We start from the raw sequence: 19791 nt of genomic DNA, 5'->3' as shown, positions 1-19791 counted from the left end.
TAAAGGCTCTGTTAATTGAGCTAACAGAGCCTTTCATTAAGAGGAGATTTGCTTTTTCTCGATATAATCGAAGTACCGCTTCAGTGTCAGATCTGCCTTTAACCCAAACTGCATGCGAAGCTGATCAACTGAAAGATCGTTTTCAATGGCTTTAATGACGCAAGTTCGTCGCATATGCTGTGCGGATACGCCCTTACGAAGTCCGGCTCTCTGTACTTCAAGGCGAATCATTTTCTGAACGGCGATTTCCGTTAACCGTTTAGGACGATCGACTTCATAACTCCAGCGGTACGTTTGTCGCTGAAAGTCAAATGAGACGAAGAGTGGATCATCGCTATGTAGCCTCGGTCTCACAGGCGCTGGAATCGTGTGATAGTAATCGAATAAAATTTTCTTATGCTCCGGAGTAAGGTTGACGGTTCTTTTTCCTGAAGCGGAAGTGACAAAGAGCTCATTTTGCTCAAAAGAGATGTCTTTCATCGATAGCGCACATAGCTCTTGAAGCGTGAGACCATAGTTTAGAAAAAGGCGTGCAATGATTAAGTTGCGGTCGATCAGGAATTCACGTGCTCTAAGCTGATTGTCTGTTAAATCAGTGAGAGATACAATCGTATCAAGGAGCTTTTGTGATTCTTCCTCCTGAAGAAAGTCGGTCTCGATATAGCCTGCGTCACCATTCGTTGGCAGGACGACTTCTTTCATAGGATTGGTCTTAGTTCGATTTAATGACATATAATAGCGATATACTTGATTCAATACAGTCATGATTCTTTTTAACGTTCGTTCGGAATAGTGGCGTTCCAGATGCAGGTAGCGAATGTATTCCTGTAGCTGTTCCGTCGTCAAATTGCGAAAGTTTTCGAAATCTACCTTGCGATGGATGGTGCGATACCAGACGGTGAAATCGACAAGGTCATAGCGATAGCGCTTTAGCGTAGACGCCTTGCGTCCTTTCCGTTCGAGTGACTGAAGATACTCTTCCAAGAAGTCTGGAAGTGGCTGATTGAAAAGCTCCATTCGATAATCACCTCTCATTTTGTTCCATTATAACAAAATCTTTGAACATTCTGTTTTACGAAGGGTTACATGTTTTTGGGATTATTGGAAATACTATTGATAACCAAATCGAAAAGGAGCGGTTAGACATGGCCTTTTTTTCAAAACAGCAGCAAGAGCCTATTCCAGAAGTAGATACAGACGTCTGGTCTTGTTCGGGTGGAGATTGTGCTGGCTGGATGCGAGCTGATTACTCGTTCTCTGATACACCAGCATGTCCGTTATGTGGCGCTGAAATGATGAGTGAAGTTCGAAACCTCCCAGAAATCAAATGACAATGGAGGCAACACATGAATAAAATTGTCGAGAAAATCATGGATAAAGCAGAGCAGATTGTTAGTGTGACGAAAGCGGCAGGAAAAGGAAAACACGTTGCTTCCATGCAGCGCTTTTATGAAGTCTTTACTGATCTTCCGGAAGTGCAGAAGAAGGAGATCACTTATTTACGAAGTCGTTTTGTTTTATATACGCTAAGTGAAGGCGATATATTCATGAAGATGCTCGAACGCTCAGATCGCCACGTGCTTGAAATCGATGTCGTGGAGAACGGTGAAGTCCTTACACACTATAGATCCTATGACGCGAAGAAGGGCGAACCGAAAATTAATATACCTGAATCCTTTGTTGAACGGATCGGGATTAGTTAAACACTCGAAAAGAGTGTTTTTCTTTTGGGCGTTTGTCACGGATTTGGGCTCAGTGCGTATACTATCGTGTGAGATTAAAGCGAGGTGAGCATCGTGCAGCAATCTGTAACGCAGCGTAAAGGTCAAATAAATATCGTCCTCCGTCAATCGGAAGTTCTTCAGGAGACGGCGGATGCCGCGCTTAGTGAAGCAACTAAAAAGCATATGCCGCTTGAACGGATTCAACAGGAGATGGAACAGTTAATCGGGTTAAAGGAAATGAAGTATTTATTAAAAGAAGTCTACGCGTGGCTCTATGTAAACAAGTGTAGAGAGGAAAACGGGTTAAAACAAAATACGCAGGCCCTTCACATGATGTTCAAAGGAAACCCGGGGACTGGGAAAACAACGGTTGCCCGCCTGTTAGGAACGCTTTTCCTTGAGATGAACGTTCTTTCAAAGGGGCACCTGATCGAAGTAGAGCGAGCGGATCTTGTCGGAGAATATATTGGCCATACCGCACAAAAAACGAGAGAGCTTGTCAAAAAAGCAAAAGGTGGCATTCTTTTTATTGATGAAGCGTATTCGCTTGCCCGTGGGGGCGAAAAGGACTTTGGCAAAGAAGCGATTGATACGCTTGTGAAGGCGATGGAAGATCATCATAAAGATTTTATCCTCATTCTTGCTGGCTATTCAGATGAAATGGAGCACTTCCTTTCGCTAAACCCAGGGCTTCCGTCTCGTTTTCCACTTGTGATTGATTTTCCGGATTATTCAAATGAACAGCTTCTTGAGATCGCAAAGAAGATGGCGGCAAAAAGGCAGTATCGGTTCTCAAGAGAGACAGAGTGGAAATTAAAGCAGAGCTTTATAAAAAAGCGTGAGCGGGAAACAAATGCGTTTAGCAACGGTCGGTTTGTTCGAAATATCATTGAAAAAGCGATTCGAAAACAGGCGGTTCGTTTGCTACAAGCAGACGTCATTGATCGATCGGCACTTGAGCTTCTTTTACCAGAAGACATCCCTATAGAAGATTAAATGCGCATCTGGTATGATGAGAACAGACTGATTGATAAAGGCAGGGAACGTACATTTGAATAAAGAAAGAATTGAAGCAGCTGAACCAGCGATTCTAATCGGGATTCAGCTTCAAAACCAAACAGATGAACAGTTTGCATATACGATGGATGAACTGGCGGCATTAACTAAAACCGCAGGCGGTGTCGTGGAAGGCACGCTCTCACAAAAGCGGGAGCGCATTCATTCGGCGACCTTTATAGGGAAAGGGAAAGTCGAGGAGCTAGCTTCCCTAATTGAAGAAAAAGAAGCAACAATCGTTATTTTCAATAGTGAGCTCTCACCAAGTCAGCTTCGGAATTTATCAGAAGCGTTGGATGCACGTGTGATTGATCGAACACAGCTCATCTTAGATATTTTCGCACAGCGAGCGAGATCACGAGAAGGTATGCTTCAGGTTGAGCTCGCTCAGCTTCAATACATGCTGCCGCGCCTTGCAGGACAGGGAACGTCCTTATCAAGGCTTGGAGGCGGTATCGGAACAAGAGGTCCAGGTGAAACGAAGCTTGAGACAGATCGTCGTTACATCCGTAACCGCATCACAGATCTGAAGCGTCAGCTCGACAATACGGTTAAGCACCGTGATCAATACCGTGCACGACGAAAGCGCAATGAAACGCTACAAGTGGCGCTAGTCGGGTATACGAACGCAGGGAAATCGACCATTTTCAATCGCTTAACAAATGCCGATTCGTATGAAGAGGACAAGCTTTTCGCAACGCTTGATCCGATGACGAGGCAGCTGAAGCTTCCGAATGGCTACAACGTCCTTCTAACAGACACGGTAGGATTTATTCAGGATCTTCCGACCACGCTTGTCGCTTCGTTTAAATCAACGCTTGAAGAAGCAACAGAAGCGGATTTGATTCTTCACGTCATTGATGCCTCGCATCCTGACAGGGAGCGTCATGAAGAAATCGTGTTAAAGCTATTAAAGGATCTGAAAGCATCTCACATTCCGGTGCTCACTGTATTTAATAAAATTGATCGCGCGGATCCGTCTGTTCAAAGCAGCGTCAATGAGCAAATTCTCATCTCAGCCCTAAAGCAAGCTGATTTGAAGCGATTAAACGACCGTTTGCAAAGCGAAGTATTAAAGCAAATGGAATACTTCTCGATTTCGATTAACGCCGATCAAGGTGACAAGCTAGCTTACTTGCAGCGAAACACCGTTTTAATCGAACGAGAGTGGGATGAAGAGAAAGATCATTACAGATGTAAGGGATATGCCCCACCGCATTTATACGAACGAATCATTAACGAGTGGAACAACGATTAGGAGTAGAAGACTATGTTTATGAATTTTACACATCAAGAAGAACTAAAATCGCTATCACAGAAAGCTGAAGAGAAAATCCAGCCAGCATTAAAAGAAATCGATGAGCGCGTTGAAGCGAACCAGTACCGCGTTCTCGAGGCCTTTCACAAAAATCGCATTAGCGACTTTCATTTTACTCCATCTACAGGCTACGGCTATGACGATGATGGTAGAGATACGCTTGAAAAGCTTTATGCCGATGTTTTCGGAGGAGAAGCGGGGCTCGTTCGCCCGCAAATCGTCTCTGGTACGCATGCGATTTCAACTGCCTTATTTGGCATACTGCGACCAAACGATGAGCTTCTCTATATAACAGGTGCACCGTACGATACGTTAGAAGAAATCGTTGGCACACGTGGAGAAGGTAATGGTTCATTGAAAGACTTTCACATTGGCTATCAAGCGATTCCATTATTGGATGAAGCAGTGGATTTTGAAGCTGTTCGAAACGCGATCACAGCCCAAACAAAAATGATTGGCATTCAGCGCTCGAAAGGCTATGCGAACCGACCATCGTTTACGATCTCTGAAATCGAAGAGATGATTGCTTTTGTAAAATCAATCAAGGAAGACGTCATCGTTTTCGTTGATAACTGCTACGGCGAGTTCGTGGAAGAGCAGGAGCCTTGTCACATTGGAGCAGATCTCATTGCAGGATCATTAATTAAAAACCCTGGCGCAGGTATCGTCAAAACCGGTGGTTACCTTGTAGGGAGAGAAGACTTGATTGAGCTTTGCGGCTATCGCTTAACGTCCCCTGGGATCGGACGGGAAGTTGGCGCTTCGCTTTATTCTCTACAAGAAATGTACCAGGGGATATTCCTAGCTCCGCACACGGTTGGGCAAGCGGTAAAAGGTGCTGTGTATAGCTCAGCCCTACTTGAAGAAGCTGGATTTAATACAACGCCACATTGGAACAGCAAGCGAACGGACCTCATTCAATCGGTTCAGTTTGATGATAGAGAGCGAATGATCGCATTCTGTCAGGCGATTCAGGCTGCCTCTCCGGTGAATGCGCACGTTCGTCCGGAACCCGCTTATATGCCAGGATATGAGGATGACGTGATTATGGCAGCAGGTACGTTTATTCAAGGGGCTAGTCTTGAATTGTCAGCTGACGGACCACTCAGAGCTCCGTACGTTGCGTACGTTCAAGGTGGGCTCACCTTTGAACATGTGAAAATTAGCGTACTTCGTGCCGTAGATGATTTATTAAATAAAGGTTTGATTACCGTCTCATAGGGTATTTAGGTAGGGATTTATTCCCTGCCTTTTTTTGTTCTAAAAAGCATGTGAGATTACCTCACGCACTTTAACACGATAACGTGAATGTTCGTGTATGATGAGTGTAAGTGAAGAAGGGAGTGGCAATTTCGAATGTTAATGCGATTCTGAATTTTTGAATTGCTTCGAAATGTACTCATTTGACGAGTCGAGCATAAGGAAAGCACACATAAACTCGTACAGGTATTCTAGCGGATTCACTAAAATCTTTTTATTTCTTAAGGAGGATTCATTTTACATGTCGAACAAATTCACAGCAGACGATATTAAGAAAATGGCGCAGGACGAGAACGTTAAGTTCATTCGCTTGCAGTTTACTGACCTACTAGGAATTATTAAGAACGTTGAAATTCCGGTTGATCAGCTTGAGAAAGCTCTTGATAATAAAATGATGTTTGACGGTTCTTCAATCGAAGGATTTGTACGTATTGAAGAGTCTGATATGTATCTTTACCCGGATCTAGATTCATGGGTAGTCTTCCCATGGTCATCTGAAAAAGGAAGAGTAGCTCGTCTTATTTGTGACATCTACAGCCCGGATGGTACGCCATTCGAAGGGGATCCTCGTTCAGTTCTAAAACGCGTTCTAAAAGAAATGGAAGAGCTTGGTTTCTCTGACTTCAACATTGGACCAGAGCCAGAATTCTTCCTATTCAAAATGGACGAAAACGGTGAACCAACGCTTGAACTAAACGACAAAGGCGGATACTTCGACCTTGCGCCAACAGACCTTGGTGAAAACTGCCGTCGTGATATCGTTCTTGAGCTTGAAGACATGGGCTTTGAAATTGAAGCATCTCACCATGAAGTAGCTCCTGGACAGCACGAAATTGATTTTAAATACGCAGATGCACTAACAACGTGTGACAACATCCAGACGTTCAAGCTAGCGGTTAAAACGATCGCTCGTCAGCACGGCCTTCACGCAACGTTCATGCCGAAGCCACTATTCGGTGTTAACGGATCGGGTATGCATGCCAACATGTCCCTCTTCAAAGACGGAGTAAATGCATTCTACGAGCCGAAAGATGAGCTTGGCCTAAGCGAAACAGCACGTCAATTCATCGCTGGAACTATGAAGCACGCTGAAGCGTTCACAGCAATCACGAACCCGACGATCAACTCTTTCAAGCGTCTAGTTCCTGGATACGAAGCTCCTTGCTACGTAGCATGGTCTCTTCGTAACCGTAGCCCGCTTATCCGTGTTCCTGCTTCCCGCGGAATCAGCACACGTATCGAAGTACGTAGCGTAGATCCATCTGCGAACCCGTACCTTGCAATGGCAGCACTACTTGCAGCTGGACTTGACGGCATCAAGAACAAAATGACGCCACCAGCTCCAACAGAGCGCAACATCTACGTGATGGATAAGCAAGAACGCGTTGAAGAAGGCATCACAGACCTTCCAGCAACACTACACGATGCGCTTGAACTTCTTAAGAAAGACGAAGTGATGATGAAAGCACTAGGCGAGCACGCAGCTGAGCACTTCATCGAAGCAAAAGAGATCGAATGGGATATGTTCCGTACGCAAGTACACCCTTGGGAACGCGAACAGTATATGACGACTTACTAAGATATAGAGTGAGAGAAGGCCCCTTGACACGAGTGTGTTGAGGGGTTTTGATCATTTTTTTGGAATTTCACATAGTATTTAGTGATAATTATATAAAATAAAGTGTAACTAAGTGATTGTGTTAATTTTGTAAGCTCCTTAACATTCACAGTTTGATTAGCGAAAATGTTATAAGTGTTATAAAAAACACGAGGACTAAGGAATTCCCTTTAATAAAAAAGAAACGTAAAAAAGAAAACCCAAGTAGGTTTTCTTTTTTACATTTATATAGTTACTAATGACTTGGTAGTATCTCTTTTTGAAGTTGCTTTTAATACAATTGAATTATCTATAGTTGTATTTTTATATCTCTTAATTTCAATTTCTTTTAAAATATTTATTGCCTTACTTTGATCTTCAAAAGTTGCTATCCAATTAAAGAAGAAATTCTTCAAGTCCTCTGAAAATTGAAGGTTATATTTTTTTACAAATCTAAATGCTCTAGCTAAATTTAGTTCTGGATATGGATTGTCTTGTAAAACAATATCAAGTTTGTTAGTTGATAAAGCTTTTTTAAATTCCTCATCATGTAGTTCAAGGGTGTTTAAATTATAAAAGAGACTGTCAACATTTAAAAAAACCGTATTAACTAAATCGATATAAGATTTCTTCTCGACTTTTTTTTCTTTAAATGCCCATGTTTTATCAATTTCCCATATATCAAATTTTAAATCCTCAATAACTACTTTATAACCGCCGTATTTATTCCTTTTTATAAATAAATTTTCGTCTAAATCACTCATAAAAAATTCTAAATTTAACATATTATTGTTAAGAACGATATCAAAATCTCTAGGAATATTAATTCTGGAAAACTCATTATCGAGGTAATTTCTGATACAACCCCCAAATAGAATTAATTCAGAATTGTTTTCTAAATTTTCTATAAAATTCTTAGCAATTGGGCGATCAGATAGGATATCAAAGAATATGTGTCTAATTTCACTATTCAGATTCAAATCTAATCCCCTCCTTGAAGTTAAGGCATTTTAACACCTTTTAATTTTTGATGTAAATCAACAGCATATGAGTCTGTCATGCCTGAGACAAAGTCTGTAATAAGTAGTAATTTATTATATGCATTTAATTCATTTATGGTTCTCACGGGTTTAGGGTCATTGGGATCTGTATTCATACGATGTACAAATATGAAATTATTAGATATCATTTTATATAATTTACCCGATTTAAGCCGATGTTTTTTTTCATGTTCTATTGGTTCCATTATACAATCATTAATAAAAATGTCTAGTAAATCAGTTATAACAGAATCTCCCACTAATTCTAAAGAAAGAACTTCTTTATTTGGAAAACAATATTTTTTTAGTAAATTTGTAAGAAATCCCCTTAATAATTTTGCTGATTCTAACAATTCTCCTGTAGGAGAAAAATCGCCATTCATAATATCATCATAATTTTTCATAAAAGCTTTTTTTACTTCTCGAATCATTTCTGCCTGGACCCAGACTTTAAAGTTTTGCACACTAGTTAGTAAGAAATCTGGGAAATTATTATCTCTTGCAATTTTGTGCTTTTTAATCAAATTGGAAATGCTATCAGGATATGCTTTGAAAATTTCAGATTCTTCATTTGCTATTGTATTTTCAAATATTTTCTCCCAAGGTATAATCCCCTTTTTAACACCATCTTCAACATCTGCACCAAGGTAAGCTATATCATCTGCTGCTTCTAGTAAATACGTTAAAGGGTTTCTACAATTTGGCACGCCGGTTGTATTATTGATAATTGATCGTGCAATTTCTTCATCATCTTTAAAATAACCAAATTTACCATCTTCTTTAGCGATTTTGTGGTTAGAATCCCAAGGATATTTCAACAATATTGATAGAGTTCCATATGTGAAATTAATACCGTATTGATCATTTAGGAGTTGAAGTCTTGTCAATACTCTAATGCCTTGAGCATTACCATCAAAGTTTTTAAAATCATTTTTTTCTTGTTCGGTGTAATTATCGTTAGATGAAAAATATGTATCAAACCATCTTTTTATTACATCTTCTCCATAATGGCCGAAAGGAGGATTCCCAATATCATGAACTAAGCCAGCAGTTGCTAGCATTGCAGGGATTTTCCCAGAATCACTTTTATCTAACTGTCCTTGTACATTAATTAACCACTTTTCTAACCAAGTTCCAAATGATCTTGCAATTGCAGATACTTCCATGGAATGTGTTAACCTAGTTCTAATAAAGTCGCTATCCTGTAAAGGAAATACTTGAGCTTTATCCTGCAACCTTCTAAGTGAGGAAGAGCTCATAATTCTATCGTAATCTCCTTCAAAAGGATTTCTGTGATCATTTATCAGAGATTCTTCATAACTATGTTCTTCTTTAATAGGTTTTTTTGATGGTTCTTTAACTCTATGCCTCGTTTCATTTAGAATATTTCCCCATTTTATTTTATAAGCCATTCTCATTTGAAACTCCCTCTCTTTAACTTAATTATTAAAAAACTTCAAGATCAGTGCTTATTCTAATAACCATTATATACTTCGACAATATTGTCGAAGTTCCTTTTTTGGGGGGGAAACCCAATTTAAGAACTAGTGAAATTGTACTATCGAACAGCTTAAAAATTATGCTATTGAGATTATTAATATAAAGATACTGGATTTCTCAAATCAAGTTTGGATAGGTACATTATTTGGTCTAATTGGAATTATTTCTGGCTACATTTTATATAACAAATTCTAATCGGGAGTATGCTTAGTAAGTAGTAACGAATTTACTAAGGTTATTGGCAAAAACGAAAAACCCCCTATGAAATAGAGTACAGAGAGGAAAGTTAGATAACATAATAACTTAACGTAGAATTTGATTGCTTTTTTTGTTATTATTGTTAATTATTAGCATGCGGTCATAAGAAGGATGTTTGAGAATATTCTATCCTATTAATTGGTATTTTCTAAGGAGAAAAAATATGCAAAAGATTAGTTTGAATGCTTTTAATGAATTAATAATAGAAAATAATACTGGTTTGATAGTAGGAAATGGCTTTAGTATTAATTTTGATAAAGGTTTTGCTAATATTTATAGTTATTTAAAACAGGGGATTTATCAATTGCATAAAAATGGAGCATTTTCTATCTCCCCAGATGCTAAACCAAATACCCGCACAGTGATTAAACAAAATTATAACAATGTATTAAAGTATATTCGTTCACTTAGTCAGAAGGAATTAGAAGAGATATTTATAGACGGTATTGATTTTGCCAGATTCATTACTACAAATGAGAATATAAAAGAATTCATTAATAAAAGTAAGTATATCCATCGCTTGAAAATTGGCCCTGATATGTTGGAAATAGCCCGAAAAATATATTTAGTTGGTAATACTAAAGGGTTTCAATATGTAAATATTGAACATTGGCCAGTACTTATTTGGTTATACCACCTAATTGAAAATTGCAATGATTTTAAAGTATATAAACTAAAAAACAATCGTTTTATTACGGTTCTAACAATTGGTGGTCACAAAAAGATTGTTTCAAATCAAAAAGGTGATGTAATGGCAAGAACCAGATTTAATGGATTTTCTATTTGTTATAGGTTGTTGATTATTACTATTATTTTTAGAGGTGGAAAAGCAGTTGAACTAGATAACTTAGGCAATAAAGATGCGATTAATTTTAGTAAAATAGAGGCGTGGCTACAAGGATTCGAGGAGCTTTTTAGCCTTAATTATGATCTGATACTTGAAAAAGTTGCTAATTTTCCAGTTACTTATCTACATGGGAATTTCCAAGAATATCAACAAGGTTATACTTATTTTCAGTCGTACTCGATCAGATATAGAAATAAACAATACTTTACTAATGATATTATGTTGGGTGATTATCAAACGACTAAGGTATTAAATCCCGCAATTCAAGTTCTTGTTATGAAGAACTTTATTAACGAAATGCTACCTGTAAAAACTTTAGATATGCTAAAGAATAAAATGACACTATCAAAAGTAAACCATATAACTATTTATGGAATGCATCCAGAAAATGATTATCATATTTTAAGTGGTATATATTTTAATTTTTTGACGTCAAAAATTGAGAAACCAACCATTACTTTTTGTTATTATGATGAAAAAGAAGTGGAGATATTCATTAAAACGTGGCACCAAGTTATAAATTCAGTTTATGAGAATAAAGATTTACTAAAGACTATTAGTATTTATTTTGTAGACTCTAGAGACGTTTTCGAACAATTTCTCATATGAGAAGTTACTTTTAAAATTAAATATTAATTGTAGAGACTCTGTAACATATTTGGGTATATAGGTGTAAGTCTATTGATTTATATCAAGAACTAAGAAAAGAATTGGATATTAATAAAATAAAGACAAAAAGCGGCTTACTTGTCCAAAAATAAAATGAAGTTTGCCGCTTATAATAAATATAATATTTTAATGTGTTAGTTTATTTAGTAAAAGGCATCATTAGCAAATTTTTTAATGTCCTATCAATAGTTATCATACTTTGTATCTATTAATCCTTTAACCTGCTCATAAGTCCGATACCCACCATCAAGATTAACCGCCTCAAAACCATTCTCTCTAAGAATACGTGTCGCAATATACCCCCGTAACCCAACCTGACAGTGCACATAAATCGTCTTATCCTGCGGCAGTTCATGAAACTTACTCCGTAATTCATCAACTGGAAGATTAATAGCTCCTTTAATAAAGCCATACTTAAATTCCGATGGGGTTCGCACGTCAATAAGCGTGCCGCCGTTTTCCAAGATCGTATCAATCTCATGCCACTGAACGGTTTCAATCATACCTTCAACGATGTTACTTGCTACATATCCCGCCATATTTACCGGATCTTTCGCTGAAGAGTAAGGAGGGGCGTAGGCGAGTTCTAAGTCAGGGAGATCGAGAACGGTTAAGCCTCCTTTAATTGCGGTTGCGATGACATCGATTCGCTTATTTACGCCATCTTTGCCGACTGCTTGTGCGCCGAAGATCTTTCCAGTTTTTTTATCGAAAATGAGCTTCAAGGCAATAGGGGAGGCGTTTGGGTAATATCCGGCGTGAGAACCTGGATGAACGTGCAAAACTTCATAAGCAATGCCAAGGCTTTTTAAGGTTTTCTCATTATTACCTGTCGTAGCAACAGCATAGTCAAATACTTTGGCAATGGATGTTCCGAGTGTCCCTTTATACGGGCTTTTTTTGCCATAAATGTTATCAGCAACGAGGCGTCCCTGTCTGTTTGCTGGCCATGCTAAAGGAATCATGGTTGGTTGCTTATTAATGTAACATTTTACTTCAATGGCATCACCAATCGCATAAATGGAAGGATCACTCGTTTGGAGGTATTCGTCTACTTGAATTCCGCCTCGCGTACCTACAGATAAACCAGCATGGACAGCGAGTTCAGTTTCAGGTCGGACACCGATAGACATAATGATCAGATCAGTATCAATCTCTTTTTCGTTTTGGGTGAGTACTTTCGTTCCTTTCCCTTCAAACGCCTTTACTCCGTCATTTAAAATCAAGTTAATGCCTTTATCCCTAAGGTGCTTGTGAACGATCGCGGCCATTTCATAATCAAGCGGCGGCATGATTTGATTTGCCATTTCAATTAGTGTGACGGTCATGCCAAGGTCGCTCAAGTTTTCAGCCATTTCAACCCCGATAAAGCCACCGCCTATAACAACAGCTTGTGATGGTTTCTCTTCATCAACATATGATTTGATCCGATCGGTATCAGGAATATTTCGAAGCGTAAAAAGCGCCTTTGCTTCATTAAGACCAGGAATCGGTGGCACAATCGGACGCGCCCCTGGTGAGAGAATCAGTTGGTCATACGTTTCCTCGTAAGTTCGACCGGATTTTAAATCGTGCACAAAGATGGATTTTTTTGCACGATCAATTCGTGTAACTTCGCTCAAGGTACGAATATCAAAATTATACCTTGCTGTCATGCCTTCTGGTGTTTGGACGAGTAGTTTCTTGCGGTCTTCAATCGTTCCACCTATATAGTAAGGGAGCCCACAGTTGGCATAAGAAATATACTCACCTTTATCAAACATAACAATTTCTGCGGTTTCATCTAATCTCCTTAAACGAGCTGCCGCTGTTGAGCCACCAGCTACGCCACCAACAATTACAATTTTCTTACTCATATGATCGTCTCCTTTTTAATTACCTATAGGGGTATTTGTTTCTTTTATTATATTTCATTATTGTAGGGAAGAATGTGATGGTTCTCACATTTAATTGAATGATGTCACATCTAGTAACATTGAAAATGCTTTTTGTAAAAGTTATCATCCAGGCTTAATCACTGTGAAACCTCATGATCGAACTTTATCTGTTAGACTAGGTGAACCGGCTCGAAGAAGTGTGACAATCACACGGCATATAGGTTGCTAGCAGTTACATATCTTTAATTTTTATTTATCTATCAAGTTGCTAAACTTCAGCTAGAATCGGTAGGAGGAATTTACATGAACAAATCTAGATTAACCGCACGAAAATATATTGCTTCATCTACTTTGGTGGCCGCGATGGTCTTTTCTCCAGTCTTAAGTGAAGGAGCATTTGCTAAGGTCGACTCAAATGACGTGAAGCAAAGTGATTCAGTTAATTCATCAATCAATGTTCTGAGCGGGGATCGTGGCGAGGCTGTTACGGCACTACAAACAGAGCTTGAATCTCTCGGTTATTATTCATATAACTTGGATGGTATTTATGGTCAGATCACAGAAGATGCCGTTGAAGAATTTCAAGAAGACGAAGGACTTACTGTAGACGGTATAGCTGGACCTGAGGTTATGGGTGCGCTATCCTCAAGTGAATCCGAAGCGACTGAAACGTCAGATGACGCTCCTACTGAGTCCGTTTCCGAATCCGGAGTGGTTTCCATTGCGGAAAGCTTAATTGGAACGCCATATGTATGGGGCGGCACGACTCCAGACGGGTTTGACAGCAGCGGGTTCATCCAATATGTGTTTAACGAAGCTGGAGTTGACTTATCAAGAACGGAACGTGATATGTGGAAATATGACGGGACAGAAGTAGAGTCTCCAGCGATCGGGGATGTTGTCTTTTTTGAAGGCACTTATGATGTAGAAGGAGCTTCACATAGCGGAATCTATATCGGCGACAACCAAATCATCCACGCAGGTAGCGGCGGTGTGGAAGTCACTGATCTCAGCTACGATTTTTGGCAAGACCATTATTTAGGCGTTAAGTCATTCAAATAACCATCATATAAGGCCAGCGTGATTTCTAAATAATCGCGTGGCTACTTCAAGAGGGATGCTAATCATTTCATAAGATGATTAGCATCCTTTTTTTCGCGGTTCATTGAGCGCTGCATGAAATCTTCTCATTCATTTACAATCGTCATCTGTATGGATATCATTGATATTGAGAAAAGATATCTTGTGTTATGAAAGTGAGTTTCAATCATGTCAAAACATCACGCACTACAAAACATCTATCAAAGAAAGTTAGCGGTAAGCGTTGCTTATATTGTGTTATTGTCCCTTCTTACGTCAATGCTATTTTATCCGGAAATGTCATATTTCCATGGTGTGAACCATCTGTTCTTTGAAATATTTTTAGCTATCTACATTTATGGCATTTGGGCTTCTTTGTTAAGTGACGTCTTAGCCTCGATTCTATCGGATCGAACTAGAATACGAGAGGTGTATGGATCAGCGTTCTTTCATATTGGGGCTGGAGCACTCTTTGGCCTTGGGACAATGGCTATCGCTTTTTCGTTTTCTTATTGGATCGCTTTTTCATGAAATACATAAAAGTAAATTGGACGATCCCTTTCATATGTTTTGGAATTCTAGTTCTCATTTTTATTCTAAACTTGAATAACTATTTTCCGTCTTAGTTAAAAGATCAGTAGAATAATCATAAACAACTATGGAGGTTAGTTATGGATTACATACAGCACCTACGTTCTATGGTAGGACATGAGAAAGTCATTATGGTCGTAGCGGGGGCGATGGTTTTTGATGATGAGAATCGATTGCTGTTACAGCTTCGCACTGATAGCGAGTCATGGGGACTGCCAGGTGGATTTATGGATTTGAATGAATCGGTTCAGGAAACGGCAAGACGAGAAGTATTTGAAGAGGCGGGACTTGTGTTGAAAGACATGTCGCTGTTTGGAATCTATTCAGGTCCAGATAAAGAGAAGACGTTTGGTAATGGCGATCAGGTGTCACCAGTTCAAATTATATTCCGCTGTCATGATTTCGAAGGTGAGCTACGGGGAAGTGAAGAGTCGTTGAAGACAGCATTCTTTTCACTAGGTGATCTTCCGGAAAACCTCTTCAGTGAGCACAGACTTATGATTAATGATCTTGTAAGTGGTAAGGAGCAGCCTATCATAGGGTAATAGAAATGATTCAAGTAAGGCAACATAATAGAGGTTGAATGTGAAATAGTAAGAGAGATTCGCTGTTTTTTCATTATTTGATATAGTGATCTTCCAACAAATCACTTCAACGAGTATATAGGAGGGAATTCAATGCCAAAGCGAAAAGTATCCGTATACATCGCAACTAGCGTTGACGGCTACGTTGCAACAGAAGACGACTCACTCGACTGGCTTTTTAAAGTTGATCCAGAAGGTGACGCGGGTTATGAGGAGTTCATGAAAGATGTTGACACACTCATCATGGGGCGACGTACATATGACTGGGTAATGGATCAGGAGAACGGGGTTAACCCGTATGAGGGAAAAGCTTCCTATGTGTATACGACTCAATCACGTGAAAACAAAGACGATGTTACATTTACATCGGAAGACCCTTCTTCATTATTGAGTAGATTAAATGAGCAGGGTGGAGGGACAGTCTGGCTGATCGGTGGCAGTGTATTGGTTCATGAGTTTCTTGAGAAGAATTTGATTGATGAATTCATTATCTCGCTTGCACCAGCATTAATTGGAAAAGGAATTCCACTATTTCAACACAGTGAGATCAAGCATGACCTGGAGTTAACCGATGTGCGCCAGTATGGTCAGTTTGCACAGCTTCATTACTTAGTTAAAAAAGGATAATGGAAGATATTGAAAAAGCCGTTCAATCAAATTGTCCAAAAATGGTTTGGGCACATTGATGAACCGCTTTTTTTTTGCGATTTTGATAAGAAAATCCTTGAAGGACGCAGTTTATTGGTAAAAATATGGTATTGTTTAATAGTAGATGAATGGGATTATGAAAGTGATTCGAAAAAAGTTATTGGAGGGTTTGTTTGTATTTACTATTATCGATCTTTTTAGCCTCTATTTTAGGGTTCATTTTGATGATGACTGGGCCACTAGTAGGTGGTATTGTAGCGTTTGGCATCGTTGCTGGTTGCCTTTTTCGTGGACTGTATCTCCTTCATGACATCCATTACAGAGTTTCTAAGATTACCCCAGAAAGAGATAAAGTAAAAGAAGCTTATCAAAAGTACCTAAATGAGCGTGAAAGCTCTTCCTCTTAAAGAAATTGATGAGTGCACAGCTTTAAGTATTGGGCAAGTAGGATAAAGATTAGAAATGGAAGATAAGGTAAAATTACATTGTATTTCATCTAAGAATATTGAAGAATGGAGTAGTGGTAGTTTGGATAATGGACCTTCCTTGTTAATCTTTATGATGACAATCATATTGATGGGCATTACTGTAGGATCTTTCGTATTATTTATAAGACGGCTGCTGATTAATTCAAAAGTTAATCATAAGCGAACGAAAAATGTTGAGGACAAGCTCGATAGAATTATCGAGTTGCTAGAAGAAAAGAAACGATGAAAGAGTTAAAATATGCCCCTCTGAGGAAGAGGGAGCTTGAGTAAATCTGATTGTGGCGTGTATGCGCGCAGTCTTTTTTCTATTTCTGTTAACGTTAATCGAAAAGGAAAGAGAAATTCCTAGTTCCTTCAAATAAACAAGAAAAACAGTCCCGCTATTTAGTTACAGAACGATGCATTAGAAAGGCGTGATTTCTTTGACTCATTTACGAAAAGTGAATTTATTGTTGGCATTCGTAGCAATAGGAATGGCTTTTACTCATTTTTTTATTTTGCCTAACGCGATTTCTAGTCAAGTCTTTATCTCATTTTTGTTTGTCATGTTTCTACTGTTTGGAATCGAAAAAATAAGAGAAGAAGAACAAAATAAAAAAATAGCCAATACATACATTGTTACAGCGGTTATACTTTTCATTCTGTTAATGACTGATTTATTATAAAAAATATAAACTAATGGAAACAATTATTTAGCAAATTAGTAAGCTATAATTAAATTATGTAAACTAGAAGGGGTGATTATATGCCGGACTGGTCCTACCACGTCATGTTTAAACCTTTTCTATCAAAATGGAGTCCCGAAGCTTCAAGAGAGTTTATTCATCAGTCCATGAATCGTATTGCTTCACTTCCAGGTGGACAGCATCTCATTCATTTTTTAGGAAGAGAAGAGGTAGCGGGTGAGCTGATGGTTAAGATCGAAGACATTACGTTTCCAGGCTGTGTGGGTCTATCAGACAAAATTGATCCTAGACTTTCTGGTTTAAAAGGATTTAGTCATTTAGGGTTTGGCTGTATTGAAATTGGTCCGATTACGAAAGATCCATCTGAAGAATACACGAAACCAATGAGGCTTCAGAATGGAAGTATTGCTTTTTCTGAACAGGGAGAGAGAGCGGGTCTTGCAAAGACGCTTCAACGGTTAAATCAAGCCAAGTTGGTTCAGCCCGCTATGTTCCAGTTAAGCGGTACAAACGTTGAGTTAATTGAGATTGCTAGAGCTTTAAAACCTTATAACGGTGTTTATGAAATTGATTATAATGAAATCGATTTTACAAATATAGATGTGCTGAGGTCCATTCGAGAATGGAAAAGCATTTATGTTCGCGTGCCGGGTAATCAAATTGAAAAGGTTGACTTGGATTCTATTTCTCCATACATAACGGGTGTTGTGATTGATGAAGTGCAAGGTTTGGATACGTTGGCAAACCTTGCGATACATAAGGAAGCGATGGCCTATTGTCAAAAAGAATATCCTTCATTACGATTGGTGACTGTGGGTGGAGTGAAGGAACCTGATGATGCTCTACAGCTAGTGAATGACGGTGCTGATTTGTTGTTCCTATCTGGTGAATATGTCGAAGCTGGGCCAGGGTTGCCTAAGAGAATTTATGAAGCGATGAACGACAGCGTTTTACAAGAAGAAAGTCATGGATGGAAAGACTACTTTTTGTTTGGATTATTCATCATGATCGGTGGCATGATTGCTTTAATGTTAAGTCTTACTTCGATCGTTTTACCATATGATGAAAGGTTTATGCAGCTAACTCGTGAGGAGCTGTTTCTCTTTAATGAACGACTCTTATGGTTTATGGCACACGACAGAATGACGTTAGCTGGAACGATGATTTCTGGTGGAATTGTTTATATGACGTTGTCTTATAACGGAGTTAAGTACGGAATGCTGTGGGCGAAGCAGGCGATTGATATTGCCGCAATTATCGGTTTTCTAGGCATCTTGCTTTTCATTGGCTATGGATACTTCGACTGGTTACACTTGCTGTTTTGGATTGTGTTATTACCCTTTTACTTTAGTGGATACGTGAAAACGAAAGGTATAAAGAGAACGCCAAAATCACGCAACCGTTGGAATGACCTGGCATGGCGTAAAGGCGTTATTGGGCAATTTTGTTTTGTTATGCTTGGATTTTCATTTGTTCTTGGTGGAGTGATTATTGCTGGAATTGGAGTGACAGGGGTTTTTGTGCCAACGGACTTACAATACATCTGCATGCCAGCGGATCTCATTCAGTCCTTCAATGATCGATTGATCTCAGTCATCGCCCATGATCGTGCTGGATTCGGAGGAGCGATGATTAGCGTTGGATTGTTAGTGCTAATGTCTGCTCTCTGGGGCTTCCAATCGGGGAATACCTGGCTATGGTGGATGTTTCTTATAGGAGGGTTGCCTGCATTTGTAGCAGGAATTTATGTACACATTATGATTGGCTATACGACGTTTATTCACTTGCTACCGGCCTATATCGCTCTTGCGCTATTCTTTGGAGGGTTGTACTTTTCAAAACGTTATTTGATGGGGAAGTATTCATATTGAAGAATGAGAGCTGGATTTTCAATTGTTCAATGGGGTCCTATTTTAATTAGAAGCTGAAGTTCACTTTAAGGGGCTTCAGCTTTTTTATATGAATTATTTTCTAATTTCATCCTAAAGTCGTAGAGAAGTTCATTCATTGTTCTAGCGCTATGACGTTGGAGAAAGCTTAAAATGTACGTATGTAACAATTAGATTTTAGGAGTATCGTGCGTATATATGGTAATTGGAGGGAACGACGATGAAATTTCAAGATTTTAACGCAGTGCAAGTTCGAATCGCTAGGCCGACCGATCAATTTGATAAGATTATTCAGTTTTATGAACATGGATTAGGATTGCAGCGAGTGGCTGAATTTACTGGACATGCAGGATATACGGGAGTGGTATATGGATTACCTCATCTATCTTATCAGCTAGAGTTCACGTCACATGAAGAAGGTAGCCCTTGCCCTGCGCCTACTGCTGATAACTTGATCGTTTTCTATATTCCAAATGGAGAAGAGCTGAAGAGCGTAGTAAAAAGACTTAATCAAATGGGGCATAGGGAAGTAGAACCTGAAAATGTGTATTGGAAAGAGAATGGGATAACGATTGAAGATCCTGATGGCTGGAGAGTTGTACTAATGAATACAGAAGGGATTTAAACTTAATAGATACGTAACTTTTATACTTGTAGTTGGAATTGAGTGTGGAATAAT

General features: G+C 39.0%; 20 protein-coding genes. 16 read left to right on the top strand and 4 right to left on the bottom strand.

Features of this window, described 5'->3' with window-relative positions; translation table 11 throughout:
• Nucleotides 1-36: 36 nt before the first annotated feature.
• Nucleotides 37-1017 (bottom strand): tyrosine-type recombinase/integrase, encoded by a 981-nt coding sequence (locus ACIFPW_RS05290; protein WP_226612891.1) that lies wholly within the window; start codon nucleotides 1015-1017, stop codon nucleotides 37-39.
• A 128-nt stretch (nucleotides 1018-1145) separates the two neighbouring features.
• Between ACIFPW_RS05290 and ACIFPW_RS05285 the strand changes: the two genes are divergently transcribed.
• The 6 genes from ACIFPW_RS05285 (at nucleotide 1146) to glnA (ending at nucleotide 6937) form a co-directional block, all read left to right on the top strand.
• Entirely contained in the window at nucleotides 1146-1331 is a 186-nt protein-coding gene (locus tag ACIFPW_RS05285) for a cold-shock protein (protein WP_048309742.1), read from the top strand.
• A 15-nt stretch (nucleotides 1332-1346) separates the two neighbouring features.
• Complete coding sequence (locus ACIFPW_RS05280) at nucleotides 1347-1703, top strand: hypothetical protein (RefSeq protein ID WP_226612892.1); 357 nt, start codon at nucleotides 1347-1349, stop codon at nucleotides 1701-1703.
• Between the two features lie 90 nt (nucleotides 1704-1793).
• Nucleotides 1794-2720, top strand: coding sequence for a stage V sporulation protein K (spoVK, locus tag ACIFPW_RS05275; protein ID WP_430242816.1), 927 nt, complete (start codon nucleotides 1794-1796; stop codon nucleotides 2718-2720).
• A 55-nt stretch (nucleotides 2721-2775) separates the two neighbouring features.
• Nucleotides 2776-4038 (top strand): GTPase HflX, encoded by a 1263-nt coding sequence (hflX, locus tag ACIFPW_RS05270; RefSeq protein WP_430242566.1) that lies wholly within the window; start codon nucleotides 2776-2778, stop codon nucleotides 4036-4038.
• 12 nt (nucleotides 4039-4050) lie between these two features.
• Entirely contained in the window at nucleotides 4051-5319 is a 1269-nt protein-coding gene (locus ACIFPW_RS05265) for an aminotransferase class I/II-fold pyridoxal phosphate-dependent enzyme (protein WP_430242563.1), read from the top strand.
• Nucleotides 5320-5599: 280 nt separating this feature from the next.
• Entirely contained in the window at nucleotides 5600-6937 is a 1338-nt protein-coding gene (glnA, locus tag ACIFPW_RS05260; RefSeq protein WP_430242560.1) for a type I glutamate--ammonia ligase, read from the top strand.
• 263 nt (nucleotides 6938-7200) lie between these two features.
• Here glnA and ACIFPW_RS05255 read toward each other — a convergent pair whose 3' ends face one another.
• Complete coding sequence (locus tag ACIFPW_RS05255; RefSeq protein ID WP_226612896.1) at nucleotides 7201-7935, bottom strand: hypothetical protein; 735 nt, start codon at nucleotides 7933-7935, stop codon at nucleotides 7201-7203.
• Between the two features lie 20 nt (nucleotides 7936-7955).
• The gene (dgt, locus tag ACIFPW_RS05250; RefSeq protein ID WP_226612898.1) at nucleotides 7956-9413 is read right to left on the bottom strand and encodes a dGTP triphosphohydrolase; all 1458 of its coding nucleotides are present in this window, start codon (nucleotides 9411-9413) and stop codon (nucleotides 7956-7958) included.
• 503 nt (nucleotides 9414-9916) lie between these two features.
• On the opposite strand from dgt, the gene ACIFPW_RS05245 reads away from it, so the two are divergent.
• Nucleotides 9917-11209, top strand: coding sequence for a hypothetical protein (locus tag ACIFPW_RS05245; RefSeq protein ID WP_226612899.1), 1293 nt, complete (start codon nucleotides 9917-9919; stop codon nucleotides 11207-11209).
• Between the two features lie 242 nt (nucleotides 11210-11451).
• Here ACIFPW_RS05245 and ACIFPW_RS05240 read toward each other — a convergent pair whose 3' ends face one another.
• On the bottom strand, nucleotides 11452-13125 hold the full coding sequence (locus ACIFPW_RS05240; RefSeq protein WP_430242556.1) for a CoA-disulfide reductase: 1674 nt from the start codon (nucleotides 13123-13125) through the stop codon (nucleotides 11452-11454).
• A gap of 324 nt (nucleotides 13126-13449) precedes the next feature.
• Between ACIFPW_RS05240 and ACIFPW_RS05235 the strand changes: the two genes are divergently transcribed.
• From ACIFPW_RS05235 to ACIFPW_RS05195, 9 genes are all read left to right on the top strand, one after another.
• On the top strand, nucleotides 13450-14208 hold the full coding sequence (locus ACIFPW_RS05235; RefSeq protein WP_430242553.1) for a C40 family peptidase: 759 nt from the start codon (nucleotides 13450-13452) through the stop codon (nucleotides 14206-14208).
• Nucleotides 14209-14415: 207 nt separating this feature from the next.
• Entirely contained in the window at nucleotides 14416-14757 is a 342-nt protein-coding gene (locus ACIFPW_RS05230) for a hypothetical protein (RefSeq protein ID WP_430242550.1), read from the top strand.
• 140 nt (nucleotides 14758-14897) lie between these two features.
• Nucleotides 14898-15362, top strand: a complete 465-nt coding sequence (locus ACIFPW_RS05225; protein ID WP_430242547.1) for an NUDIX hydrolase — start codon at nucleotides 14898-14900, stop codon at nucleotides 15360-15362.
• 132 nt (nucleotides 15363-15494) lie between these two features.
• Complete coding sequence (locus ACIFPW_RS05220; RefSeq protein WP_430242545.1) at nucleotides 15495-16028, top strand: dihydrofolate reductase family protein; 534 nt, start codon at nucleotides 15495-15497, stop codon at nucleotides 16026-16028.
• A 194-nt stretch (nucleotides 16029-16222) separates the two neighbouring features.
• A complete protein-coding gene (locus ACIFPW_RS05215) occupies nucleotides 16223-16456 on the top strand; it encodes a hypothetical protein (RefSeq protein ID WP_430242542.1) in 234 nt (77 codons plus the stop codon).
• A 55-nt stretch (nucleotides 16457-16511) separates the two neighbouring features.
• On the top strand, nucleotides 16512-16763 hold the full coding sequence (locus ACIFPW_RS05210; RefSeq protein WP_430242539.1) for a DUF4083 domain-containing protein: 252 nt from the start codon (nucleotides 16512-16514) through the stop codon (nucleotides 16761-16763).
• A 196-nt stretch (nucleotides 16764-16959) separates the two neighbouring features.
• Complete coding sequence (locus ACIFPW_RS05205) at nucleotides 16960-17202, top strand: hypothetical protein (protein WP_430242536.1); 243 nt, start codon at nucleotides 16960-16962, stop codon at nucleotides 17200-17202.
• Between the two features lie 80 nt (nucleotides 17203-17282).
• Nucleotides 17283-19094, top strand: a complete 1812-nt coding sequence (locus tag ACIFPW_RS05200; RefSeq protein ID WP_430242533.1) for a dihydroorotate dehydrogenase — start codon at nucleotides 17283-17285, stop codon at nucleotides 19092-19094.
• Nucleotides 19095-19332: 238 nt separating this feature from the next.
• Nucleotides 19333-19737 carry a VOC family protein gene (locus ACIFPW_RS05195; protein WP_430242531.1) on the top strand — a complete coding sequence of 135 codons (405 nt, stop codon included), beginning with the start codon at nucleotides 19333-19335 and terminating at the stop codon, nucleotides 19735-19737.
• Nucleotides 19738-19791 lie beyond the last annotated feature (54 nt).

The sequence above is a fragment of the Pseudalkalibacillus sp. NRS-1564 genome, from assembly GCF_050467905.1.
Taxonomy (GTDB): domain Bacteria; phylum Bacillota; class Bacilli; order Bacillales; family Guptibacillaceae; genus Guptibacillus; species Guptibacillus hwajinpoensis_B.
The sequence above is the reverse complement of the archived record's forward strand: the minus strand, read 5'-3'. Positions and strand labels throughout refer to the sequence as shown.